This is a genomic window from Stenotrophomonas sp. STEN046 (assembly GCF_056759755.1).
Window position 1 is genome coordinate 13,246 of record NZ_JBRRDR010000041.1, and the last position, 21,183, is coordinate 34,428.

25 protein-coding genes are annotated in these 21,183 nt (G+C 66.3%); 17 read left to right on the plus strand and 8 right to left on the minus strand.

Annotated elements, in window-relative coordinates:
* Positions 1 to 31: 31 nt before the first annotated feature.
* From ACVOLJ_RS16595 to ACVOLJ_RS16610, 4 genes are all read left to right on the plus strand, one after another.
* Positions 32 to 1,096: an alpha/beta hydrolase gene (locus tag ACVOLJ_RS16595; protein WP_481564635.1), complete on the plus strand. Its 1,065-nt coding sequence runs from the start codon at positions 32 to 34 to the stop codon at positions 1,094 to 1,096.
* 15 nt (positions 1,097 to 1,111) lie between these two features.
* Complete coding sequence (locus tag ACVOLJ_RS16600; protein ID WP_481564636.1) at positions 1,112 to 1,522, plus strand: hypothetical protein; 411 nt, start codon at positions 1,112 to 1,114, stop codon at positions 1,520 to 1,522.
* Positions 1,523 to 1,787: 265 nt separating this feature from the next.
* Positions 1,788 to 2,708 (plus strand): MBL fold metallo-hydrolase, encoded by a 921-nt coding sequence (locus ACVOLJ_RS16605; protein WP_475278432.1) that lies wholly within the window; start codon positions 1,788 to 1,790, stop codon positions 2,706 to 2,708.
* A 95-nt stretch (positions 2,709 to 2,803) separates the two neighbouring features.
* Positions 2,804 to 3,754: an alpha/beta fold hydrolase gene (locus ACVOLJ_RS16610; protein ID WP_475278431.1), complete on the plus strand. Its 951-nt coding sequence runs from the start codon at positions 2,804 to 2,806 to the stop codon at positions 3,752 to 3,754.
* 29 nt (positions 3,755 to 3,783) lie between these two features.
* Here ACVOLJ_RS16610 and ACVOLJ_RS16615 read toward each other — a convergent pair whose 3' ends face one another.
* From ACVOLJ_RS16615 to ACVOLJ_RS16625, 3 genes are all read right to left on the minus strand, one after another.
* Complete coding sequence (locus ACVOLJ_RS16615; RefSeq protein WP_475278430.1) at positions 3,784 to 4,665, minus strand: RNA polymerase sigma-70 factor; 882 nt, start codon at positions 4,663 to 4,665, stop codon at positions 3,784 to 3,786.
* A 78-nt stretch (positions 4,666 to 4,743) separates the two neighbouring features.
* Positions 4,744 to 5,151 carry a cupin domain-containing protein gene (locus tag ACVOLJ_RS16620; RefSeq protein WP_481564637.1) on the minus strand — a complete coding sequence of 136 codons (408 nt, stop codon included), beginning with the start codon at positions 5,149 to 5,151 and terminating at the stop codon, positions 4,744 to 4,746.
* Positions 5,152 to 5,186: 35 nt separating this feature from the next.
* Positions 5,187 to 5,666, minus strand: coding sequence for a carboxymuconolactone decarboxylase family protein (locus ACVOLJ_RS16625; RefSeq protein ID WP_475278428.1), 480 nt, complete (start codon positions 5,664 to 5,666; stop codon positions 5,187 to 5,189).
* Positions 5,667 to 5,811: 145 nt separating this feature from the next.
* Between ACVOLJ_RS16625 and ACVOLJ_RS16630 the strand changes: the two genes are divergently transcribed.
* The 5 genes from ACVOLJ_RS16630 (at position 5,812) to ACVOLJ_RS16650 (ending at position 9,178) form a co-directional block, all read left to right on the plus strand.
* The gene (locus ACVOLJ_RS16630; protein WP_475278427.1) at positions 5,812 to 6,066 is read left to right on the plus strand and encodes a sigma factor-like helix-turn-helix DNA-binding protein; all 255 of its coding nucleotides are present in this window, start codon (positions 5,812 to 5,814) and stop codon (positions 6,064 to 6,066) included.
* On the plus strand, positions 6,063 to 7,091 hold the full coding sequence (locus ACVOLJ_RS16635; protein WP_475278426.1) for a LysR family transcriptional regulator: 1,029 nt from the start codon (positions 6,063 to 6,065) through the stop codon (positions 7,089 to 7,091). The genes ACVOLJ_RS16630 and ACVOLJ_RS16635 overlap by 4 nt, the downstream gene beginning before the upstream one ends.
* Positions 7,092 to 7,206: 115 nt before the next feature.
* On the plus strand, positions 7,207 to 7,974 hold the full coding sequence (locus ACVOLJ_RS16640) for an SDR family oxidoreductase (RefSeq protein WP_481564638.1): 768 nt from the start codon (positions 7,207 to 7,209) through the stop codon (positions 7,972 to 7,974).
* A 50-nt stretch (positions 7,975 to 8,024) separates the two neighbouring features.
* The gene (locus ACVOLJ_RS16645; protein WP_475278424.1) at positions 8,025 to 8,522 is read left to right on the plus strand and encodes an Ohr family peroxiredoxin; all 498 of its coding nucleotides are present in this window, start codon (positions 8,025 to 8,027) and stop codon (positions 8,520 to 8,522) included.
* Between the two features lie 203 nt (positions 8,523 to 8,725).
* On the plus strand, positions 8,726 to 9,178 hold the full coding sequence (locus ACVOLJ_RS16650) for a PA2169 family four-helix-bundle protein (protein ID WP_475278423.1): 453 nt from the start codon (positions 8,726 to 8,728) through the stop codon (positions 9,176 to 9,178).
* Between the two features lie 77 nt (positions 9,179 to 9,255).
* On the opposite strand, the gene ACVOLJ_RS16655 is transcribed toward ACVOLJ_RS16650, so the two are convergent.
* Positions 9,256 to 10,794 (minus strand): MFS transporter, encoded by a 1,539-nt coding sequence (locus ACVOLJ_RS16655; RefSeq protein WP_481564639.1) that lies wholly within the window; start codon positions 10,792 to 10,794, stop codon positions 9,256 to 9,258.
* A 76-nt stretch (positions 10,795 to 10,870) separates the two neighbouring features.
* Between ACVOLJ_RS16655 and ACVOLJ_RS16660 the strand changes: the two genes are divergently transcribed.
* Both ACVOLJ_RS16660 and ACVOLJ_RS16665 read left to right on the plus strand, forming a co-directional pair.
* A complete protein-coding gene (locus tag ACVOLJ_RS16660) occupies positions 10,871 to 11,776 on the plus strand; it encodes a LysR substrate-binding domain-containing protein (protein ID WP_481564640.1) in 906 nt (301 codons plus the stop codon).
* Positions 11,777 to 11,813: 37 nt separating this feature from the next.
* Positions 11,814 to 12,164 (plus strand): VOC family protein, encoded by a 351-nt coding sequence (locus ACVOLJ_RS16665; protein ID WP_475278420.1) that lies wholly within the window; start codon positions 11,814 to 11,816, stop codon positions 12,162 to 12,164.
* Between the two features lie 88 nt (positions 12,165 to 12,252).
* Here ACVOLJ_RS16665 and ACVOLJ_RS16670 read toward each other — a convergent pair whose 3' ends face one another.
* Positions 12,253 to 12,561, minus strand: coding sequence for a KGG domain-containing protein (locus ACVOLJ_RS16670; protein ID WP_481564641.1), 309 nt, complete (start codon positions 12,559 to 12,561; stop codon positions 12,253 to 12,255).
* A gap of 135 nt (positions 12,562 to 12,696) precedes the next feature.
* Complete coding sequence (locus tag ACVOLJ_RS16675; protein WP_481564642.1) at positions 12,697 to 13,029, minus strand: hypothetical protein; 333 nt, start codon at positions 13,027 to 13,029, stop codon at positions 12,697 to 12,699.
* A 178-nt stretch (positions 13,030 to 13,207) separates the two neighbouring features.
* Between ACVOLJ_RS16675 and ACVOLJ_RS16680 the strand changes: the two genes are divergently transcribed.
* Both ACVOLJ_RS16680 and ACVOLJ_RS16685 read left to right on the plus strand, forming a co-directional pair.
* A complete protein-coding gene (locus tag ACVOLJ_RS16680; protein ID WP_481564643.1) occupies positions 13,208 to 14,329 on the plus strand; it encodes a sensor histidine kinase in 1,122 nt (373 codons plus the stop codon).
* On the plus strand, positions 14,326 to 15,099 hold the full coding sequence (locus ACVOLJ_RS16685) for a LytR/AlgR family response regulator transcription factor (RefSeq protein ID WP_475278416.1): 774 nt from the start codon (positions 14,326 to 14,328) through the stop codon (positions 15,097 to 15,099). The genes ACVOLJ_RS16680 and ACVOLJ_RS16685 overlap by 4 nt, the downstream gene beginning before the upstream one ends.
* Positions 15,100 to 15,113: 14 nt before the next feature.
* Here ACVOLJ_RS16685 and ACVOLJ_RS16690 read toward each other — a convergent pair whose 3' ends face one another.
* A complete protein-coding gene (locus ACVOLJ_RS16690) occupies positions 15,114 to 15,578 on the minus strand; it encodes a MarR family winged helix-turn-helix transcriptional regulator (protein WP_481564644.1) in 465 nt (154 codons plus the stop codon).
* A gap of 49 nt (positions 15,579 to 15,627) precedes the next feature.
* On the opposite strand from ACVOLJ_RS16690, the gene ACVOLJ_RS16695 reads away from it, so the two are divergent.
* The 3 genes from ACVOLJ_RS16695 to ACVOLJ_RS16705 all read left to right on the plus strand — a co-directional run bounded on the left by ACVOLJ_RS16695 (position 15,628) and on the right by ACVOLJ_RS16705 (position 20,283).
* Entirely contained in the window at positions 15,628 to 16,539 is a 912-nt protein-coding gene (locus tag ACVOLJ_RS16695) for a S41 family peptidase (protein WP_481564645.1), read from the plus strand.
* Positions 16,540 to 16,638: 99 nt separating this feature from the next.
* Positions 16,639 to 17,556, plus strand: coding sequence for an NAD-dependent epimerase/dehydratase family protein (locus tag ACVOLJ_RS16700; protein WP_475278412.1), 918 nt, complete (start codon positions 16,639 to 16,641; stop codon positions 17,554 to 17,556).
* Positions 17,557 to 17,748: 192 nt separating this feature from the next.
* Positions 17,749 to 20,283 carry a methyl-accepting chemotaxis protein gene (locus ACVOLJ_RS16705; protein WP_481564646.1) on the plus strand — a complete coding sequence of 845 codons (2,535 nt, stop codon included), beginning with the start codon at positions 17,749 to 17,751 and terminating at the stop codon, positions 20,281 to 20,283.
* Between the two features lie 95 nt (positions 20,284 to 20,378).
* Here ACVOLJ_RS16705 and ACVOLJ_RS16710 read toward each other — a convergent pair whose 3' ends face one another.
* Positions 20,379 to 20,765 carry a DUF2628 domain-containing protein gene (locus tag ACVOLJ_RS16710; RefSeq protein WP_475278410.1) on the minus strand — a complete coding sequence of 129 codons (387 nt, stop codon included), beginning with the start codon at positions 20,763 to 20,765 and terminating at the stop codon, positions 20,379 to 20,381.
* A gap of 216 nt (positions 20,766 to 20,981) precedes the next feature.
* Here ACVOLJ_RS16710 and ACVOLJ_RS16715 point away from each other — a divergent pair, with 216 nt between their 5' ends.
* A complete protein-coding gene (locus ACVOLJ_RS16715; RefSeq protein WP_481564647.1) occupies positions 20,982 to 21,152 on the plus strand; it encodes a hypothetical protein in 171 nt (56 codons plus the stop codon).
* The last annotated feature ends 31 nt before the right edge of the window (positions 21,153 to 21,183 follow it).

Below are 21,183 nucleotides of genomic sequence, written 5' to 3' on the forward strand. Positions count from 1 at the left end.
TCCGCTTATCGTTGCATCAAGGAAGATCGTCATGCGTCGTCTGTCTGCTCTCGCCCTTTCCACGGCCCTGGCGCTGTGTGCGCCGATGGCCTTCGCGGCCGACGAGGACAGTGCCAGCACCATCACCTTCAAGGCGGTGAGCCCGGTGCTGAATGCGTTGATCAACGCTGACGATGCACAGGAGCTGATGGAGAAGGCCGAGGATGATGAGCTGACGCTGCTGCAGTCGCTGGCGCTGTACCTGGCGGCGGCGCGGGAAAATCCCGAGCTCTCGCAGGCCTCGTACCATGCAGCGGCGTTGTTTGCCCGGCGTGGCGATGATGAACTGGCCGAGCGCTACCTGGAGGAGGCCGACGAGCGCGGCATGTGGTTCGCGCCGGTGCTGGCCGAGGACGATGATTTCAAGGATCTGCGCGATGCGCCGTTCTTCAAGCGTGTGCTGACCAATACCCAGGCACGTTATGCGCAGGTATCGGCAGGCAAGGTCGGTGCCATTTCCGTGCTGCAGCCCTCCAAGGGCGTGGCGATGCCCGCGTGCGCACCGGTGCTGGTGTGGCTGCACGGCTATGGCATCAACGGCTATCTGGATGACAGCGACCAGCCGTTGGCCGATGCCGGTGTGGTGCTGCTGGGCATCAACGGTACGGAAATGCGCGAGTCGTTGGACAGCTTCAGCTGGACCGGCCCCTACGAGGGCACGCACAAGGTGGTGCAGAAGGGCCTGGATGAACTGGCCGCACGCCAGTGCATCGACCGCGCGCAGGTCTATCTGATGGGCTTCTCGCAGGGCTCGCAGCATGCCGGCGCGCTGCTGGCGCAGCACCCCAAGGACTACGCCGGCGCATTGCTGGTGTCGCCGGGCGGCTGGCGCCAGCCGGTGCCGTCTGTGAGCGCGGCGCGCGGCAAGCGCGTGTTCGTCATCAATGGCGAGCAGGAAGGACCGGCAAACCAGAAGATGAGTGCTGATTTCCGCGCGCTGTTCGGCGAGGGCAACACGTTGAAGTCGCGTACCCATGGCGGTGGCCACAGCTACCCGGACGACTGGCAGACCTCGTTCCCGCAGGCCATCCGATGGTTGATGGGCAAGGACGCCTGAGCCCGGGGCGCGAACATGCGCAGGCAATCACTGCAACAGCTGCAGGCACAGCACGCCGTGCTGGAGGCCGAGCTTGCCGGGCAGGCTGCGCGGTTGATCGCACAGCAGGTGCCCGCCGAACAGTTTGCCGATGCCTTGAAGCCGTGGTCAGACCGTGTTGTGACGATCAGGCGGCAGATCCTTGATGCAACGCCGCCGCGCCTGTTGATGGCGCGGCTACGGGCACTTGAGCAGCAGCTGGCCAGGACGCCACCACAGGATGCGGGGCAACAGCGTGCAATGGCGACGGAAATACGCGATCTGCAGCTGCATCTCAGCCATCGCCGTCGTCGCCCGCTGACCGTCAAGGTGGCACTGATCCTGGCCACTGCTGTTGCTGCTGCATTGTGGCTGCCGCGCATGATCGTGGCGTTGCTGCCGCCCTGATCGGGCGCTGGCCGCGACTGCTTCCCGGAAGGCAACAGCGCGTGCCCGCCGACGGATCTACTGCGATGGCTGCGGGTTTTCTACGCTGATCGCGCACGGTGCCCTGCCGTGCTCCGGGACTCACCTTCAATCGAACCGCACCGTACCGTGCTGCCGGGCATACCGCCCGGGCAACGCCGTGCCCGGTTCGCTCGACGGTGTGCCCGGAATCGTTCGCGCCAGCCTGCATCGCTGCCCGCCAGCCAACCTTCGTGGAGATCGCCTCATGTTCAGCCTGGAAAACACCATTGCCCCCGTCGCGCCCGCGCTCGACGAGCTTGTTCCTTCGCGCTATGCGCTGAAAGTGGGGGACATCGATGTGCTTGTGGTCAGTGACGGCGTACTGCCGCTGCCGACACAGATGCTGGGCCACAACGTACCGGCGTCCGACCGCGCCGAGTGGTTTGAAGAGATGTACCTGCCGCAGGATGCGTTTGATTGGGCGTTGAACGTGATGGTGGTGCACAGCGGTGATCGCACCATCCTGATCGACGCCGGGCTGGGGATGGACCCCGACCTGCAGTTGCCGCGCGCCGGGCAGTTGATCCGTCGGCTGGGTGCGGCCGGCATCGACCTGGGCGAGATCACCGACGTGGTGATCACCCACATGCACATGGATCACATCGGCGGCCTGCTGGTGGAGGGCGTGAAGGCACAGCTGCGCCCGGACCTGAAGATCCATGTGGCCGCATCGGAGGTGGCGTTCTGGAAATCGCCGGACTTCAGCCGCACCAACATGCCGCAGGGCTTCCCGGATGCGCTGCGGGCGACCGCCAAGCACTTCTGGGCCGAGTACGGCGGCATGATGCAGACCTTCGAGGACGAACAGCAGATCGCGCCGGGCGTGACCGCACGTCGCACCGGCGGCCACACACCGGGCCACTGCGTGGTGCGGGTAGCCTCCGGCGACCAGGCGCTGACCTTCGCCGGTGATGCGGTGTTCGCGGTGGGCTTTGATCAGCCGAACTGGCACAACGGCTTCGAGCACGACCCGGAAGAGTCGGCGCGCGTGCGCATCAAGCTGCTGGACGAGCTGGCCGGTACCGGCGAAATGCTGGTGGCCACCCATCTGCCGTTCCCCTCGGTGGGCCGGGTATCGCGCGAGGGTGACGCCTACCGCTGGGTGCCTGCGTTCTGGGATTTCTGATCAAGTTTTCAGGATTTGACGTCACCAGGGGTCTTCGCCAGGGGCGCACAGTAGCCCCTGTCGAAACCATCCACCTCTGCTCAGGAGCTTCCCCCATGAATACCGTTACCCGTACGCTCGCTGCCACTGTCCTGGCGTTGTCGGTGCAGGCAGGCCTGCCTGTCCAGGCCGCCGAGACGGCGCACCCGGCCCCGCATGCGGCCATCGCGCGCACCGCCAGCACGATCACCACCGCCGATGGCGTGCAGCTGTACTACAAGGACTGGGGCCCGAAGAATGGACCGGTGGTGACCTTCAGCCATGGCTGGCCACTGGATTCGGACAGCTGGGAATCGCAGATGATGTTCCTGGCCGACCACGGTTACCGCGTGATCGCGCACGACCGTCGGGGCCATGGCCGCTCAAGCCAGCCGTGGGAAGGCAACGACATGGACCACTACGCCGACGACCTGGCGACGGTGATCAACACGCTGGACCTGCATGAAGTGACCCTGGTGGGCTTCTCCACCGGCGGCGGTGAAGTGGCGCGCTACATCGGCCGCCATGGTACCGGCCGGGTGAAGAAGGCCGTGCTGATCAGCTCAGTGCCGCCGTTCATGCTGAAGACCGCCGACAACCCCGGTGGCGTGCCGATCGCGGTGTTCGATGGCCTGCGCAAGGCACAGCTGGAGAATCGTTCGCAGCTGTACAAGGACATTCCGTCGGGCCCGTTCTATGGCTTCAACCGCCCCGGCGCGAAGCTCAACCAGGCCATGGTTGACGCGTGGTGGGCGCAGGGCATGCTGGGTGGGCAGAAGAACACCTATGACTCGATCGCCGCGTTCTCGGCTACCGATTTCCGCGATGACCTGAAGAAGTTCGATGTGCCGACGCTGGTGATCCACGGCGACGATGATCAGATCGTGCCCATTGATGTTGCCGGGCGGATGTCCGCCAAGCTGATCAAGGGCGCCCGATTGATCGTGTACCCGGGTGCACCGCATGGCCTGACCGAGACCCACAAGGACAAGGTCAACCAGGACCTGCTGGCGTTCCTGCAGCAGTGAGGTTGACCGCACCCACGCAGGGTGTGGAGCTACTGGATACGGGCCTGCTGCGCCAGGCCCTGCAGCTTGTGCGGATTGCGCTGCACCAGGATCTCGATGATCTGTTCGCCATTGGTGTCCAGTGCCATCGCTGCTTCAAGCACGCCATCGAAGTAGCGCAGCAGTCCCAACCGGCCGTTGATCATGGTCGGCACCATGCGCAGCTGGTCCCGGCGGCGTAGATTCGGGGCATACAGCAGCTGTGCGATGCGGGCACCGCCCACCATCGGTTTCGGGAAGCTGGTGACGATGCCGCCGCCGTCGCCGATCAGCACCGCCGACTCGGCCATCAGCGTCTTCATGGTTCTGAAATCACCGTTTGAGATGGCTTCGGCAAAGCGTCGCATCAGTTTCTGGTGAACGTCCTGCGGCACGTTGTAGCGCGGGCGTTCCTGCCGCAACTGCAGGCGTGCCCGGTGCACGATCTGGCGGCACGCGGCCTCGCTCTTGCCCAGTGTGCGTGCAACGACGTCGTAGTCCTGGTCGAACACATCGTGCAGCAGGAACGCGGCGCGCGCGTCGGGCGCCAGGCGCTCCAGCACGTTGAGAAAGGCGACCGACAGATCGCTGGCGCTTTCCAGCAGGTATTCCGGCGTGGCGGTGTCATCGGTGAGCAACGGTTCGGGCAGCCACATGCCGACATAGTGCTCGCGCGTGCGCCGCGCCAGGCGCAACCCATCGATGGCGCGCCGGGTGGTTGCCGCGACCAGCCAGGCCTCGGGGTTCTCGATCTGCTGCTGGTCGGTGCCATGCCAGCGCAGCCACACGTCCTGCACGACATCCTCGGCCTCGTGCGAGGAACCGAGCATGCGGTAGGCCACGCCGAACAGGCGCGGACGGAGTTGGGTGAACAGTGCGGTGGGATCGTCCATGCCAGCAGAGACGGGACAGGTTCCCCGATTGTGACACCGGGGAACCTGCCGTGTGGCCTGCATCGCTGCCGTGGGCGATCAGTGCGGGGGCAGCACGGCGGGCTTGCCGATGTCCTTGATCAGGAACACCACGAATTTCGCCGGCTCGGTCTGGCTGGCGTTGCGACCCACCGTATGCAGGTCCTCGGGGCCTTCGTGGAAGGCTTCACCGGGGCCGAGGTTAACCTCCGGCCCGCCAGCCACGCCCATCACGATGTGGCCTTCCAGCACATAGACAAAGCCATGCGCATCGTGACGGTGTACCGGGTCGGCGCCGCCCGGCGGGTACTGTACGGTCAGGATCAGTGCCTCCTTGCCGGGTTGTTCCGGCAGCGGCCGGCGCATGACGTCGCGCACGATGGGTTCAGGCGCGTTGGCAGGGGGTGTGGCGGCACTGCTGACCAATGGCATCAGCGCGACCAGAACCAGGGAGCAGAGGGAACGCATGGCAGGTCTCCAGTAGTGAAGCACGTGGCGGATGCTCAGGACAGGCCGGCCTTGTCCAGGCCGAATGCCTTGTCCTGGGTGCCGGGGATCGTACGGAAGGCCACGTTGGCGCGGTTCCATGCATTGATGGCCATCACCGCATAGGTCAGGTCGACGATTTCCTGTTCGGACAGCTGTCCCCGCACGCGTTCGTAGAGGTCATCGGGAACACCCTGTGCGGGCAGCTGGGTCAGTACGTCGGTCCATGCCAGGCAGGCACGCTCGCGTGGGCTGAACAGGTTGGACTCACGCCACGCGGCAAGGTGGTGCAGGCGCAACGCACGCTCGCCACTGATCGCGGCCTGCTTTACGTGCATGTCCAGGCAGAAGCCACAGCCATTCAGCTGCGAGGCACGGATGTTGACCAGATGGATGATTGACGCTTCGATCGCGCTGTTGTGCACGGCGTGGGAGAACGTACCGAGCTTCCGGAACAGCTCGGGTGACTGTGCGGCGTAATCCAGACGTTGGCTCATGATGGGGTTTCCGAAGGTGGTTGAGGGACGCAGCGAGGCTACGTCCGCCCCGTGCAGGCCGGTAGGCGAGGGCGGGGCCGCACGGTGTTGCGCGAAAAACACCAATGGCCTGTCACAGGCGCCGACGCTCGGCCGTCTGCCGGGCATGGACACCTCATCCAACCCGCGCAATGCACCCTGTGCCGCCAGTGAGCGGGTCTGGCAGGCCTTTCTTGCCGCGCTGCGTGAACTGCCAGCGGATGCGCGGGCGGTGCTGTTGCTGCACGACGTGCTGGGGGCCGGACTGGACGACATCGTGCCGCTGCTGGGACTGGACCTGCCGGCCTGCCGGCAGCGCCTGGAAATGGCGCGCGCCCACCTGCTCGCGCGAAGCGACCCTCTGGAGTCTGGAACACCATGAATGCCCTGCCGCCGTCCTGCCTGGCTCGCGACGGGCGCGATTCACTCAATGCATCCTTTTCCTCCAGCTATGCCGGCGTGCTGGCGTTCATCGCCGTGGCCGCTGAAGGCAGCTTTGCACGCGCCGGTGATCGACTTGGCATCGGCCGCTCGGCCGTCAGCCGCAGTGTGCAGAAGCTGGAGGGCCAGCTGGGCGTGCGCTTGTTCCTGCGCACCACGCGCTCCACCACGCTTACAAGCGAGGGCGAGTTGTTCCTGGAGGGGTGCAGCCCGGGCGTCACCCGCATTCTGCAGGCGCTGGATGAGATGCGTGATCTGCGCGAGGGGCCACCGCGCGGGCACCTGCGGATCAGCGCCACGCATGGCTTCGGCCGGCGTGTGATCGCACCCTTGCTGTCGTCGTTCCGCGCTGAATATCCGCAGGTATCGGTGGAGCTGCTGCTGGACGAGCAGGCGCCGGACCTCGCCGCTGATCGTATCGATGTGGCCTTCCGCGATGGCGTGCTGGAAGACAGCCAGGTGATCGCCAAGCAACTGGTGCCGATGCAGCTGGTCTGCTGCGCATCGCCGGGGTATCTGCAGCTGCATGGCCGGCCGCAGACCGTCGAGGCGCTGTCCGCGCATGCCTGCATCGGCCAACGCCTGCCCGGCGGCCGCCTGCAGCGCTGGGATTTCCGCGTGGATGGGGAAGAAGCGAGTGCGCAGCCGCCGGCAGGCGTGGTGTTCAACGACGCCGACCTGGTGCTGCAGGCGGTGATCGACGGCATGGGCATCGCCCAGTTGCCCAGCTACCAGGTGAGCGGGGCGTTGCGCGCCGGCACGGTACTGACCTGCCTGGACCACCATGCGCCGCATGATCGGGGCCACTACCTGTGCTATCTCAGCCGGCGCCAGTTGCCCAAGCGGATCCGCGCCTTCATCGATTTCAGCACCCAGCGCGTGCGGGCACTTGATCTGGACGTGTTCTCGCACTGGGAAGCCCGGCAGCAGGCCGCGCAGCAGAACGTGGCGCTGGCATGGGCCTGAGCGCATTGGTGCCGTTGCGGCAACAGTGCGCGTACCGCTGCGGATCTACTGCGGCCGACAGCCCCTGCCTAGGATGCGGCCATTGCCCTTCCTTCCACGTTTCAGGAGACATGTCATGAAGATCCTTGTGATTGGCGGCACCGGCCGCATCGGCAGCAAGGTGGTTGACCGGCTGCGGGCGGCAGGCCATGAGATTGTCGTCGCTGCGCCGTCGACCGGCATCGATGTGCTCAGTGGCGAGGGGCTGTCTGCGGCGATGGCCGGCACCGAGGTGGTGGTGGACCTGGCCAACTCACCTTCGTTCGAAGACGCGGCCGTGTTGTCGTTCTTCATGGTTGCCGGCCACAACATCCTGGCCGCCGCCGCACAGGCCGGCGTGCGCCATCACGTCGCGCTGTCGGTGGTAGGCACCGACAAGCTGGCCGCCAGCGGCTACTTCCGCGGCAAGATCGCACAGGAGCGCTTGATCCGTGATTCCGGCCTGGCTTACACGATCATCCACTCCACGCAGTTCTTCGAGTTCCTGCCGGGCATCATCCAGTCGGCAGGCGACGGGCAGACACTGCATCTGCCGACCGCAGCAGTACAACCGATCGCCGCCGAGGATGTGGCCGACGCGGTTGCCCGCATCGCGCTGCAGGCACCGGCCAATGGCGTGGTGGAAATTGCCGGCCCGGAACGTGAATCGATGGCCGTACTGGCGCAGCGCTTCCTGCAGGAAACCGGCGACGCGCGCGAGGTGATCGGCGATGCGCAGGCAGGCTACTTCGGTGCGCAGCTGCAGCAGGACACCCTGGTGCCGGCAGGGCAGGCATGGCTGGGCACGGTGGGGTTCGAGCGCTGGCTGCAGCAGTCGGGACTGCGTCAGGGCCAGTCGGCCTGATCGATGGCAGCGGCACCTCCGATGCCCCCTGCTTCCTGCAGGTGTCTGCGATGACCGGGCTGCAGCCCCCGCCGCCCAGCGTGCTGGACAAGTACCACGGCGATCAGGCGCGGCCGCTGTACACCGGTCGGGTGCGCGTCAGTGGCGGGCAGGCGCAGCATGGGCGTGCGTCCGGTGTGGTGCGATCCGATGACGGTGCGCTGGCAGTGGATCTGCGGTTGCCCAACGAACTGGGCGGCGCCGGTGGTGGCACCAACCCCGAACAGCTGCTGGCGGCAGGCTACGCAGGCTGCTTCCATGGCGCGATGGTGCTGGTGGCCGCACGCGCTGGGCTGGTACTTGTCGATCCCAGCATCGAAGTGGCCGTTACGTTCGCACGCGATCCGGTGGACGGTTTTTATCTGCTGTCGGCCGAGATCGTGGTGTGCCTGCCCGGCATGGACCGGATACGTGCGGCCGAACTGGTGCGCACTACCGAGCGTGTGTGCCCCTACGCGAAGATGTTCCATCGTGGCATCAGCCATGTCGTGCGGGTAGCGGTGGATTGAGCGTTGCCACAAGGCCGCGCGACGGCCGCGGGATTCACGTGCAGTGAAGAGATTGCCTGCCCGGTGTGAGCGGGTAGGGTGTCGTTGGGTTGCATGAGTGCGGCATCAATCGGTGCTCACCCGCGAACCACACCGGGTTGGTCAGTCTGGGTTCGCAGACAACGGATATCACTGTTGTCCCTTTCCCACTGAGGAGACTATCCATGAGCACCCAGTCCACCATCGAACACCGCCTCAACGATCTGATCGAAATCGCCCGCGACGGCAAGTCGTTCTACGAAGAAGCCGCGACCAAGGTGAAGGATGTCGAGCTCTCGGCGCTGTTCACCCGCATTGCCGGGGTGAAGGCACGCATCGTGTCCTCGCTCAGTACGTCGGTGGCGGCCACCGGCGGCAAGCCGGCCGAGCACGGCACCATGGTCGGTTCCATGCAGCAGTTCTACGGCAAGGTACGCGCTGCCTTCGGTGATACCAACTACGGCTACGTGGCCGAGCTGGAGGAGTCCGAGGATCGCCTGCTGGCCGCCTTCAAGGACGTTTTGAACGACAACGACCTGCCGCCGGCCGTTCGCCAGGAAGTGACCCAGTGGCTGCCGGAAGTGCAGGAATGCCACAACGTGATGCGCGCTCGCAAGCATGCGATGAAGGCTGCCTGATCGCATCTGGCGATTCCCCCACATCGCCGCGCCCGGGGCAGCCTTGAGCTGCCCCGGGCGTTTCTGCGTCCGACTGTCTATTTGCGGTCACCTGCGTGGGCCTGACGTAGTAGCGGTGCACGTCGGCTGAGCACGGCAACAGTGAAGCTCGCCAGCGTCGCTGCCGCGGCCGCCATCCACAGTGATGCGGCAAAACCCTGGCTGTAGATCATCCGCGCCAGTGCAGCCGGGGTTCCATGGTTCAACGCGCCGGTAGCAATACCATCGGCCAGACGCATCACGTCTGCACCGGGCATCTGCGCCGACAGGCCGGCGCGGATGCCGACGGTCAACGCGCCGGAGAGCAGGGTGAATCCGAGCAGGATGCCCACGAAGCGGGTTGTCGCACTGATGCCTGAGGCCATCCCCGCACGGTCGCGCGGCGCCGATCCGATGATGGCCTTGGATGTCTCGCCGTTGAGGATGCCTCCTCCCGCGCCGATGATGACCATCGCCAGCAGCGCCACCCCTGGCCTGTTGTGCCAGGCACCGAAACCGGCCAGCGCATTGCCGACGGCGGTGATGCACAGGCCGATGGCCAGCACGTTCCCGCTGCTGAAGTGGCGGCCCAGGCGCCTGCCGACCCGGGGGAACAGCAGCATGGCAGCAGCGAAGGGCAGCATGCCGGCGCCCGTGGCCAAGGCGCTCAGGCCGACGCCGTTCTGCAGGTACTGCGGCAGCATCGAGGCCATCACCTGTGCGCTGACCGCGTAGCCGGTCATGGCGATGAGTGCGCCGACAAAGCGTGGACTGGCCAGCAGGCGAAGGTCGACCATCGGATGCTGGCGCTTCAGTTCAATGCAGGCAAACAGCACGCCCATCGCGATGCCCAGGCCGAGCCCGGCCAGTGCCACCGCCGAACCCCATCCTTCGGCGAGGCCTTCCACGAGGAAGAACACAACGCCGAAGATCGCCAGGCTGAAAGTGATGATGCCGGGTGGATCCAGCGGACGGACGACACTGTCTGCGGAATCTGGCACCCAGCGGATCGCCCCGTAGGCCAGGAAGGCGAGGAACGGCAGGATCGCGATGAACACCGAGCGCCATCCCCACAGTGAGGACAGCAGGCCTCCGATCAGCGGCGAGAGCACCATCATCATGCCCATGGCCGTTCCCCAGAAGGCCCACGCGTTGTCCCGCTCCTGGCCTTCGTGGAATGCGTGGCCGATGATCGACAGCGACGGTGCCAGCAGGAAGGCCGCACCGATGCCCTGGAAGGCCCGGGCGACATACAGGGCGCTGGCCGTGGGCGCCAGCGCGCAGGTCAGCGATGCGATGGCGAACAGTGCGATGCCCACCAGCAGCACGCGCCGCCGGCCGTGACGATCGGCCACGGCACCGGCAGGCAGAAGCAGCGAGGTGAAGGACAGGATGTAACAGCTGATGACCCATTCAATGTCGGCAAAGTCAGCGTGCAGATCGCGTGCAATGGAGGGCAATGCAACGGCCACGGCATTGGTTTCCAGCACCGTCATCGTGCAGCCCAGCGAGGCGATGATCAGGATCCAGTTGGGCGGGGTACGGCGGCGGGAGGGAGAGGCGGGCACCGGCGGCTCGGGTGAGGGAGGGGCACTCATTCAAGCAACTCGTCGTGTTTGTTTCATTGCCGGTGTTTTTTCAGTACGTTAGGTTGAAGCTAACGAAGGGGCGTGCATGGACCGTCGACACCTGCAGTACTACGTGACGCTGGCCGAGGAGCTGCATTTCGGACGTGCCGCGCTGCGCCTGGGGATCGCCACGCCGACGTTGAGCGTGCAGATCCAGGACATCGAGCGGCGCCTGGGCACGCCATTGTTCGATCGCAGCCGGCGTGAAGTGACGTTGACCTCGGCCGGTTCGATTTTCCTGGCCGAAGCGCGCAGCGTGCTGCGCCAGTTCGACCAGGCCGAAGCAGTGGGACGGCGCGCCGGGCGCGGTGAGATCGGCAGGATCGAGATCGGGTACGTGGGCTCGGCGGTCTATGCCGGTGCATTGCAGGAGCAGCTGCAGCGGTTCCGCAGTGCCTGGCCCGATGTCGATCTGCAGGTTGGCGAATGGCCGATGACCGACCTGCCGGAGCTGTTGCTGGAGGGGCGCGTGGATGTTGCGTTCTGCCGGCTGCCGATGCAGGTTCCCGATGCGCTGGGCTCGCACATCCTGGTTGAAGACCCGTTCTGCGTGGCGCTGCCGGCGTTGCATCCACTGGCCCGTGCGGCGTTGCCGGTGCAACCGGCACAGCTGGCGAAGGCGGCGTTCGTCATGCCCGAGCAGCCTGCCGGAGCATTGGAAGTCGCCCGCCGGGGCGAATTCGTACCTGACGTCCGCTTCCGTCCCGGCTCTCTTGCTGCCGTGCTCGCGCAGGTTTCGGTGGGCGATGACGTGGTGGCGATCGTGCCTTCGGTGCTGCAGCAGACACTGATCCTGCCGGGCGTGGTCTATCTGCCGATCGCCGGGCCGATCATCGCCTCGACCCTCGCTGCGCTGTACCGTAAACAGGAGACGTCGCCGGTGGTACGCCGGCTCATCGAGCAGGTACGGCAGACACCGTCCCGTCGCGTCGAGATGCTTCCCTTGCCCTGAGGCTGCCCGACAGCAGCCTTGATCGCCTGGAGTCCGCATGGCCGTCAAACGCATTGTTGCCAATATCGCCAGTACCGACCCTGCAAAGGCGGCCGCGTTCTACGCCGGGGTCCTTGGCATGGAGATCGTGATGGACCACGGCTGGATCGTGACCTACGGCGGCGCAGGCACGGCGCTGGCGCAGCTCAGCATCGCCAGCCAAGGCGGCTCCGGCACGCCGGTGCCGGACCTCTCGATCGAGGTGGACAACCTGGATGAGGTACTGGCGCGTCTGCAGCGGGCCGGCATCGCGCTGGAGTATGGCCCGGTCGATGAACCATGGGGCGTGCGACGCTTCTTCGTACGCGATCCCTTTGGACGCCTGCTCAATATCCTCGCCCACGCCTAGCCCCCACGCGTGGCGGTTGCCGGCGGCTTGGCAAAGCTTACCGCGCTGGCACTGCATCGCCAGCAGGCGCGCTGAGTCGTGCTGCAACTCAGTGTTGCTGCCCGCGCCCGCGCGGCACTGCGGCAGGCTGTTGCTGTTGCTGTTGCTGTTGCTGTTGTTGAGCATTGGCGTGGCGCGCGTGTCCACCTTCACGACCGATCGTGGCCATATGCTGTCGATCCCTGCTGATGGCCTCGCCGCCCTTGCGACCTGCCAGCCGTGCTTCGGCGGAACTGAACTCGTGGGCATTGCCCGAAGCGTGCGCGGCGCGCCCGCCCTTGGCCGCTATCTCGCGCTGCCTGTCTTCGTCCATCGCGGCAAAGCCGCGGCGGCGGCTGTCTGGGCGTGGGTTGGCCATGTCGGATCTCCGTCTGCAGGAATGTGCCTCGCCGTCGACGACGACGACGGGTCCATGCTGCACGCGCCCCGCTAACGCCGGGTCGACAATCGACGGCAGCCAATCACCCGGCCTGCGCGCGCGCTTGACGCTGGATTACCGGGCAGGCAATGGTGCAATCACCAGTGCATCGCCGCGACATACATTGGTGTCGCTATACCGCGCACGCCGTCCATCACTGAACTGGAATCGTAGATCAAGGCGGCAGCCGGTTTCGCGCAGGGCGACCGTGGCCTGGCCGCCGCCACCCTCGATGGGCCCCGCCAGCACCAGTGCATGGAAGTCCTCGCTACCGTGCTCTGCGACCTCCACTGTGGAAGCCGCGGCGTGCGCACGGTTGATCAGGGTGAGGTAATGCAGCGGCGCGGCCTGTGTGGTGGGGGCAAGGCAGAGCAGGGCGGCAGTCGCCATTCGGGTGAGCGGATGCATGGTCGGGCCTTGTGTTGGGGACACGCCATCTGTGCGTGACGGCTCCTGGCCGGCAACCGATCCGGGACCAATCGTCGTGGCGGCGGGACCAATCGCACTGCGCCTACGCCGTGCTTCTCTCGTCGCCGGCCTCTGCCTAAGATGGCGCAGGCCCGGTCCGGGCGCTTCGGATGCTCCGATGAAGATCCGCCTTGGCAGCACCCATATCGATGTGTTCCGTTATCTGCTGCTGTGGCTGGCGGTGGCCGTGGCCTTCACCCTGCAACGGGTGCTGACCCACAGCCTGACGGGTGCCAGTTTTCCCTTCGAGGACTACCTGCGCTGGGCATTGATCCAGTGGTTCACCTGGGCCGCACTGGCACCGCTGGTGTTCCGTCTGGGCGAGCGCTATCCACTGCAGCCGCAGCGCAGGCTGGGGGGGCTGGGCATGCAGCTGCTTGCAAGTTTCGCCGTCACCCTGCTGGCAATGGTGCTGGGCGCAATGGTTTCCACCGTGTTCGAACCGAGCGGCTTCGGTGAACAGTTTTGGTACTTCATCGCCCAGCATTTCGCCATCGGCCTGCTGACCTACTGGGCGCTGTTTGCGATCCAGCAGGCGCTGCACTTCCAGCAGGAAAAGACCCGGCGCGAGGTGGAAGCGGGCCGTCTGGCAACCGAGCTGGCGCAGTCGCGGCTGCTGGCGCTGAAATCGCAGTTGCAGCCGCATTTCCTGTTCAACACGCTGCACGCCATCGTCACCCTGCTGGATGAGGACAAAGCCGGCGCCGAAGACATGCTGCTACGCCTGAGCGAACTGCTGCGCGCCTTCCTTGAGGACTACGACGGCCAGGAAATCACCCTGCGCCAGGAGCTGGACCTGATCGAGCTGTACCTGGGTATCCAGCGCACGCGCTTCAAGGATCGCCTGCAGAGCCGCATCTACGTGGCGCCGGAACTGCTGGATGGTGCCGTGCCGAGCCTGATCCTGCAGCCGCTGGTGGAGAACGCATTGCGTCACGGCATCGGCCGCAACGTCGGGCAGGACATTCTGGAGATCGAAGCGCGGCGCGACGGTGATGTGCTGTGTATCGAGGTGCGCAACCACAACAGTACGTTGCAGCAGCCCGGTGCATCCGGTGGTCACGGCATCGGCCTGTCCAATACCCGCCTGCGCCTGCGCGAGCTGTATGGAGACGCGGCCGAAGTCCGGCTGGAACTGCTGTGGCCGCAGGGCGTGGCCTGCCGGGTGCGGCTGCCGTTCCGCGCGCTGGAGGATGCCGATGAGGCACCCGAATTCGTCGCGCACGGCGGCATGCCATGAAGCTCAGCGTGCTGGTGGTGGACGACGAGCCGATCGCGCGCCGCGCGGTGCTGCGCCTGTTGCAGGGTGATCCTGACATCGACAGCGTGGCCGAATGTGGCGACGGTGTGTCGGCGGTGGCGGCGATACGCGCGCAGTCACCGGACCTGGTTTTTCTGGATGTGCAGATGCCCGGTATCACCGGTCTGGATGTACTGGCCACCATCGGCGCGGCCCGCATGCCGGCCACGGTATTCGTTACGGCCTACGAGCACTATGCGGTGCGTGCCTTCGAATCGAATGCGGTGGATTACCTGGTCAAGCCGTTCAGTCGCGAGCGCTTTGCGGCCACCCTGCAGCGGGCCAAGACGCGGCTGGCACAGGCCGCCGGAGCGGCCGACAACAGCCGTCTTCTGCAAGCACTGGATGTGCTGCGCAAGCGCGAAGACTACCTGCAGCGGATCGCCGTGCGCGACGGTGAAGCGGTGCTGCTGCTGCCGGTGGAGGACATCCTCTGGGTGCGCGCCAACCGCAACACCGTGCTGCTGCACCTGGCCGATCGGGTGCACGAACTGCGGGAAACCATGAACAGCCTGGCCGAGCGACTTGACCCGCGTCACTTTGCACGCGTGCACCGCTCGGCGATCGTCAACATCGCACGGGTCAAGACCCTGCATCCCTGGTTCAATGGCCACCACGTGCTGACCCTGGACAATGGCCAGCAGCTGCGGATGAGCCGCTACCAGCACGACGCTTTCCTGCGTCTGGTGTCGGCCCGCAGCGACGGCTGATCGTTGCGTCCCCCTCAGCCGCCGCGCGCCTGCTGCAGGCGCTGCGCGAACGGGCGTTGCTGCAGTGCCTGCAGCGCTTGCCTCAGCACCGGTGCCAACGGCTGCCCCAGGTCGGCGTCGAGACTCCGTGCGGCCGCCGCCGTCGCCTGCCACTGCGCCTGCAGCGCCGGCAACGCCTGCTCGGCACGCTCACTCAATTGCAGGATCCGCTCGCGGCCATCCTCGCCGCTGCCAGCCAGCAGCCAGCCCTCGCGCACCATCGTCGCCACGGTCTGGCTCAGTGCGGAATGGCTCAAGCCACAGGCCTCGGCCAGATCCTTGATCCGGCAGGGCCCCTGCGCCATCAACGTGCGCAGCACCGGGGTATAACGCGGCCGGTAGTCCAGTTGCAGACCGCGATAGGCCTGTTCGACGGCGGGATCGAGCTGGTCGAGCAGGGCGCGCAGCAGGGTGCCGAGGGTCGCATGTTGGAGATCCATGCGGGCGATGATATATAAGTGCTTATATATCTACAAGACGAGGGCAGTCATGGCGGTTTCCTGGCTATGGGGGGCAGTGCTGGCGGCGGCATGCCCGGCGCAGCAGCCGGTACTGCAGGCGGCTGCAGAGGCCGTTCGCACGCAGTACCTGGATGTGGCTGAGGGCGCGCGCATCGCCGATGCGGTGCAGTCCTGGTCACAGCAACGGCGCTATGCCGACAGCTGCAGCACGCCTTCGGCCTTCGCCGCGCGCCTCAACCAGGACCTGGGGGTGTTCGATGGCCACTTCCACGTCGAGCACGTGGAGGCGTCCGCCGGACAGGAAGACTGGTTGATGGCCTGGCGCAATGATGCGCGCAGCAACGGCGCCGGCGTGCGCGAGGTGCGGGTGCTGGAGGGCAACATCGGTTACCTGCGCCTGAGCACCTTCTATCCGTTGCAGCTGACACGGCAGAAGCTGGCGGCAGCGTTCACCCTGCTCGATGACACGGCGGGGCTGGTGCTGGACCTGCGCCAGAACGGCGGCGGCGATGATGGCAGCGCGGATCTGCTGGTGCGCGCCTTCCTGGACCCCAGGATCACCTCGGTGCAGCAACTCGAGCAGCGCGGTACGCGCACGCCGGTGCTGCTGCCTCCCCCGGGCCTGCCGGCCTACACGCAGCCGCTGGTGGTACTGGTGGACCGCCGCACCGGTTCGGCTGCGGAGTTCGTCGCCTATTCGCTGCAGGCGCTCGGTCGCGCCCGCGTGGTAGGCAGCCGCAGCGGCGGTGCAGCCCACATGTTCGGCGATCCGGTGCCACTGCCGGGCGGCTATCAGATCAGCATTCCTGATCGGCGGCCGCTGAACCTGACCACCGGAGGCAACTGGGAACGCAGTGGTGTCATTCCGGATGTGGCGGGAGGCGATGATCCGTTGTTCGTCGCCCGCCAGTTGTTGGCAACGCCACGTCCGTCACGTTGAACCCGGGATTGCGGCCGATTCCTATCGCCGTCGCCACGTTGCATGCCTAGAATCGAAGCATCCCGGTAGCTCCCGGGCGTTGTCGAGTGAATGGATTCAATGAAGATTCTGTTGACCGGAAGTTCCGGGCGGATCGGCCGTGCCATCTTCGGCGCGCTGGCGGCCGATCATGAAGTGCTGGGCCTGGACCGCAGCCCGTTCGCCACCACCCGCATCATTGCCGATGTGACCAACCGCCAGGCGCTGCAGCGCGCGGTACAGGGTGTGGATGCGGTGATCCACACCGCTGCGCTGCATGCGCCGCACGTGGACCTGGTACCCGACGCGGTGTTCCAGCAGATCAACGTGGATGCCACTGCGAACCTGCTGCAGCTGGCACGCGAGGCCGGCGTGAAGCGTTTCGTGCTGACCAGTACCACCGCGCTGTATGGCCACGCCGTGGTATCGGGTGGCTGCCGCTGGATCGACGAGGACACCGAGCCGCTGCCGCGCACCATCTATCACCGCACCAAGCTGCAGGCCGAAGCGCTGGCCGAGGGCGCTGCCTGCGATGCGTTCCAGGTGCGCGTGCTGCGCATGGCGCGCTGCTTTCCCGAAGCGCCGGAGCGGATGGCCATGTTCCGCCTGCACCGGGGCATCGACGCACGCGACGTGGCCAGCGCGCACGCCGCGCTGGTGGACGACGTCGGCCCGGCGTTCCAGCGCTTCATCGCCTGCGCACCGACGCCGTTCCAGCGCAGCGACTGCCTGCAGCTGGCCGCCGACCCACGCCAGGTGCTGGCCCGGCGTGCGCCGCAGCTGCTGGCCGAGTTCGAACGCCGCGGCTGGCCGCTGCCGCTCAGCATCGATCGGGTCTACGACAGCAGCCGGATGCGGCAGACGCTGGGCTGGCAACCGCGCTTCGGCCCGGAAGGCGTGCTGCAGCAGTACGCGGCCGGCAGCATCGAAGTGCTGCCGCGTACGCCGTGGATCGGTGAGCGTGTGTTCGAGCGTGCCGTGGTGCCCGATACGGAGTGATCGGCAGCTGAGCCGGTTCAGTTTTGTGCGGGTTCCGCGCCTCAACCTCGTCCGGCAGCGGCCGCTAACCCGGTGCGCGCCTTTTCCGTGCCGGCTTCCGAACCGGTGGGACAGGCGGCCCGCGCGACGGATCGCGCATCTGCGCGGTGCCGTCGTGGCGCCGGTCGACCTGAACTGCCTGCGGATCCTGCCATGTCTTCTTCCCGTTCCGTCGCTGCCCGCCGCCCCGGCAGCATCGCCCATAAGCTGATGCTGGGCACCGCACTGATCGCCTTGCTGTGCTTTGGTGCCACTGCGTTCCTGATCTACCACCAGGCCAGTTCGGCGCTGGTGTCATCCTCGCGGCAGACCATGGCCAGCGAAGCCCGCGCCGAAGCGCGCCAGGTGGCTGCCGATCTGGGCACCGCCTTCGCCAGCAACGATGCGATGGTGGAAACCGTGCTGGCCCAGCGCGCCCGTGGCGACGCCCCGGATCGCGCCGCCCTGGCCAACGTCATCGGCCAGCAGCTGCATGCGCATCCGGAATGGCTGGGCAAGAGCACCATGTGGGAGGCCGATGCCTTTGACGGCAAGGACGCCGCGTTCGTCGACACCGAAGCGCACGACGCCACCGGCCGCTACATGAGCTACTGGGCCTGGCAGGACGGCAAGCCGCAGCAGTCGCCGATGACCGATTACACCGACACGGCCAGCGGGTCGGGCAACTGGTACATGCAGCCCAGCCGCGACAAGCTGCCGATGGTCAGCGAGCCCTACGCCTACGATATCGGCGGGCAGCAGGTGCTGATGAGCACGCTGAGCACGCCGATCGTGGAAAACGGCACGTTCCTGGGCGTGTTCACCGTGGACTTCTCGCTGGCTGCGCTGCAGAAGCATCTGGCCACGCTGAAGCCGATGGGGGCCGGGCGCGTTGAGCTGCTCTCGCCCAAGGGCGTGGTGCTGGCCTCGGCCGACGCCGCCGAGATCGGCAAGCCGCGCACCGATGCGGCCACTGTCGGCATGCTGGCGCAGATCGCGGCGGACCGGACATTCGAAGCCTTTGAACCCGACGCGGCAGGCAATGTGCGCCTGTATGTGCCGTTGCAGGTGGGCGATGCCCCGCAGCGTTTCGCACTGGGTGTGGTGGTGCCGCACGCAGTGATCGTGGCCCAGGCCCGCGAACTGCTGTGGATCATCCTGCTGGTGGGCGTGGTGGCCGCACTGGTGCTCAGTGGTGGCGTTTACCTGCTGCTGCAGCGGCTGGCGGTGCGACCGTTGGCGCAGGCGGTGCGTATCGCCGGCGACGTGGCGGCTGGCAAGCTGGATACGGCAATGCCCGCGCTGGGCAACGACGAAGTGGGCCGCCTGCTGGAGGCCATGCAGGGTATGCGCGGACAGCTGCAGGCGGTGATGCTGGCGCAGGCGGAGATGGCGCGGCGCCATGATGCCGGCGAGATCAGCTACCGCATGGATGCCTCGGTGTTCCCGGGCGAGTATGGGCGGATGGTGGCCGACAGCAACCAGCTGGTGGCCGGCAGTACGGCGGTCACCCAGCGCCTGGTCGAGGTCATGCAGCGTTATGCGGTGGGTGACCTCAGCGTGGACATGGAAGCGCTGCCGGGCGAAAAGGCCGTGTTCACCGCCGCCATGGCGACCACCAAGACCAACCTGGCGGCCATCAACGAGCAGATCCAGCAGCTGGCCGCCGCGGCCGCCGCAGGTGACTTCGCCGTGCGCGGCGATGCGCAGCGCTTCGAACATGATTTCCGCCGCATGGTGGAAACGCTCAACACCATGATGCAGGTCAGCGATCACAACCTGGCGGCCCTGTCGACGCTGCTGCGGGCCATCGCCGCCGGTGACCTGAGCACGCGCATGCACGGTGATTTCCACGGCGTGTTTGCGGTGATGCGTGATGATGCCAACAGCACCGTGCAGCAGTTGACCCAGATCGTCGGCCAGATCCAGCAATCGGCATCCAGCATCCGCCTGGCGGCCGGTGAAATCGCCTCGGGCAACAGCGATCTGTCGCGCCGCACCGAGCAGCAGGCCGCCAACCTGGAAGAAACCGCCGCATCGATGGAGGAGCTCACCTCCACCGTGCGCCAGAACGCCGATCATGCCCTGCAGGCCAACAAGCTGGCGGCATCGGCTGCAGGCGTGGCCAGCGAGGGCGGGCAGGTGGTCAGCCAGGTGGTGCAGACCATGGAGCAGATCGAGACCTCCTCGCAGCGTATTGCCGAGATCATCTCGGTGATCGATGGCATCGCCTTCCAGACCAACATCCTGGCGCTGAACGCAGCCGTGGAAGCGGCGCGTGCGGGCGAGCAGGGCCGTGGGTTTGCCGTGGTTGCCAGCGAAGTACGCGCGCTGGCACAGCGCTCGGCGGCAGCGGCCAAGGAGATCAAGGAACTGATCGACGCGTCGGTCGGCCATGTCGGTGCCGGTGCGCAGCTGGTGCATGGTGCCGGGCGCACGATGCAGGAAATCGTCGGCCAGGTCGGCCGGGTCAACGAGATCATGGCCGAAATTTCGGCGGCCTCGCGCGAACAGTCGGCCGGCATCGAGCAGGTCAACCAGACCGTGGTGCAGATGGACGAGACCACCCAGCAGAACGCGGCACTGGTGGAAGAAGCAACGGCCGCCGCGCGGGCGATGGAAGAGCAGGCCGAGCAGCTGGCGATCGCGGTGTCGCGTTTCCGCCTGCAGGCCGAGTCAACGGCGCCGGCGGCATTGCGCGCGGCCTGAGCCACGCTGCAAATGACGACGCCCGGCCAGGGCCGGGCGTCGATGCAACGGGCAACCGCTGGTACTGCCGGGCAATGCCCGGCAGCCAGGCAGGCTTAGAACATGCCTTCGAAGGGGTTCCAGCTGGTGTTGCCCTTCACCTGTTCCAGGTAATAGGCGTAGTTGGTGCTGGAGGCCACCAGGAAGTTCATGGCAATGAACAGCGCGCGGGCGACGATGTCCGGCAGGAACATGGTGACCACGACCAGCGCGATGTTGATGCCGATCACCACCAGGGCCTTGCGCCACATGCCCAGGATGAACAGGTAGATCGCGCCGAAGAAGAAGGCGAAGAAGTTGAGGTTGATCTTCAGGCGGTCGCCGAAGGACAGCGCCTTCCAGGCCTGCTTGAAACCCGGCTCCTTGGGGGCGCCGTGCTGCTGGAAGAAATTGAAGCGGAACTGCCACTTGGGGCTGAAACGGGAAAGGTCGACGGCGTTCATGTAGGTAGGGACGTCCCTGTGGGAAAACGTTTACATGATAAATGTGCCGCATTCAGCCTTCCAGTCCCGACCGTCAAAAATGTGACGGATCTACGGACAGGGGCTTGCGTCCGGGCGTCGCACGTCACCCACCCGTCTTCTTTTTAGGATAGGGTGCGCAGTCCGCCGCCGCCCCACGCGCTTTACGGGCAACGGCGGAATGTCCATGGAGGTTGCATGACCACACCAGCTACACCGGAAAACGCACCCGGACCGGTGCTCCTGCCAACACCCGAAGTGGTGCAGGCACAACAACTGCTCGCCCGCCAGCAACTGGCGGTGGCGATGGACCGTGCACGCAAGGCGGCCAGCCGCGATGCCGCGCCGGCCGTGCTGGAAAACGACTGAACCCGACGGTCCCACGATCGCGCTGGCCGGT

Excerpts from the sequence above, each read along its gene's own strand:
- ACVOLJ_RS16595 (WP_481564635.1), top strand. The coding sequence starts at position 32 with ATGCGTCGTCTGTCTGCTCTCGCCCTTTCCACGGCCCTGGCGCTGTGT.
- ACVOLJ_RS16605 (WP_475278432.1), top strand. The coding sequence starts at position 1,788 with ATGTTCAGCCTGGAAAACACCATTGCCCCCGTCGCGCCCGCGCTCGAC.
- ACVOLJ_RS16675 (WP_481564642.1), bottom strand. The coding sequence starts at position 13,029 with ATGCATCCGCTCACCCGAATGGCGACTGCCGCCCTGCTCTGCCTTGCC.
- ACVOLJ_RS16635 (WP_475278426.1), top strand. The coding sequence starts at position 6,063 with ATGAATGCCCTGCCGCCGTCCTGCCTGGCTCGCGACGGGCGCGATTCA.
- ACVOLJ_RS16655 (WP_481564639.1), bottom strand. The coding sequence starts at position 10,794 with ATGAGTGCCCCTCCCTCACCCGAGCCGCCGGTGCCCGCCTCTCCCTCC.
- ACVOLJ_RS16670 (WP_481564641.1), bottom strand. The coding sequence starts at position 12,561 with ATGGCCAACCCACGCCCAGACAGCCGCCGCCGCGGCTTTGCCGCGATG.
- ACVOLJ_RS16645 (WP_475278424.1), top strand. The coding sequence starts at position 8,025 with ATGACCGGGCTGCAGCCCCCGCCGCCCAGCGTGCTGGACAAGTACCAC.
- ACVOLJ_RS16695 (WP_481564645.1), top strand. The coding sequence starts at position 15,628 with ATGGCGGTTTCCTGGCTATGGGGGGCAGTGCTGGCGGCGGCATGCCCG.
- ACVOLJ_RS16640 (WP_481564638.1), top strand. The coding sequence starts at position 7,207 with ATGAAGATCCTTGTGATTGGCGGCACCGGCCGCATCGGCAGCAAGGTG.
- ACVOLJ_RS16610 (WP_475278431.1), top strand. The coding sequence starts at position 2,804 with ATGAATACCGTTACCCGTACGCTCGCTGCCACTGTCCTGGCGTTGTCG.
- ACVOLJ_RS16680 (WP_481564643.1), top strand. The coding sequence starts at position 13,208 with ATGAAGATCCGCCTTGGCAGCACCCATATCGATGTGTTCCGTTATCTG.
- ACVOLJ_RS16715 (WP_481564647.1), top strand. The coding sequence starts at position 20,982 with ATGACCACACCAGCTACACCGGAAAACGCACCCGGACCGGTGCTCCTG.
- ACVOLJ_RS16630 (WP_475278427.1), top strand. The coding sequence starts at position 5,812 with ATGGACACCTCATCCAACCCGCGCAATGCACCCTGTGCCGCCAGTGAG.
- ACVOLJ_RS16660 (WP_481564640.1), top strand. The coding sequence starts at position 10,871 with ATGGACCGTCGACACCTGCAGTACTACGTGACGCTGGCCGAGGAGCTG.
- ACVOLJ_RS16625 (WP_475278428.1), bottom strand. The coding sequence starts at position 5,666 with ATGAGCCAACGTCTGGATTACGCCGCACAGTCACCCGAGCTGTTCCGG.
- ACVOLJ_RS16690 (WP_481564644.1), bottom strand. The coding sequence starts at position 15,578 with ATGGATCTCCAACATGCGACCCTCGGCACCCTGCTGCGCGCCCTGCTC.
- ACVOLJ_RS16615 (WP_475278430.1), bottom strand. The coding sequence starts at position 4,665 with ATGGACGATCCCACCGCACTGTTCACCCAACTCCGTCCGCGCCTGTTC.
- ACVOLJ_RS16685 (WP_475278416.1), top strand. The coding sequence starts at position 14,326 with ATGAAGCTCAGCGTGCTGGTGGTGGACGACGAGCCGATCGCGCGCCGC.
- ACVOLJ_RS16700 (WP_475278412.1), top strand. The coding sequence starts at position 16,639 with ATGAAGATTCTGTTGACCGGAAGTTCCGGGCGGATCGGCCGTGCCATC.
- ACVOLJ_RS16710 (WP_475278410.1), bottom strand. The coding sequence starts at position 20,765 with ATGAACGCCGTCGACCTTTCCCGTTTCAGCCCCAAGTGGCAGTTCCGC.
- ACVOLJ_RS16600 (WP_481564636.1), top strand. The coding sequence starts at position 1,112 with ATGCGCAGGCAATCACTGCAACAGCTGCAGGCACAGCACGCCGTGCTG.
- ACVOLJ_RS16620 (WP_481564637.1), bottom strand. The coding sequence starts at position 5,151 with ATGCGTTCCCTCTGCTCCCTGGTTCTGGTCGCGCTGATGCCATTGGTC.
- ACVOLJ_RS16705 (WP_481564646.1), top strand. The coding sequence starts at position 17,749 with ATGTCTTCTTCCCGTTCCGTCGCTGCCCGCCGCCCCGGCAGCATCGCC.
- ACVOLJ_RS16650 (WP_475278423.1), top strand. The coding sequence starts at position 8,726 with ATGAGCACCCAGTCCACCATCGAACACCGCCTCAACGATCTGATCGAA.
- ACVOLJ_RS16665 (WP_475278420.1), top strand. The coding sequence starts at position 11,814 with ATGGCCGTCAAACGCATTGTTGCCAATATCGCCAGTACCGACCCTGCA.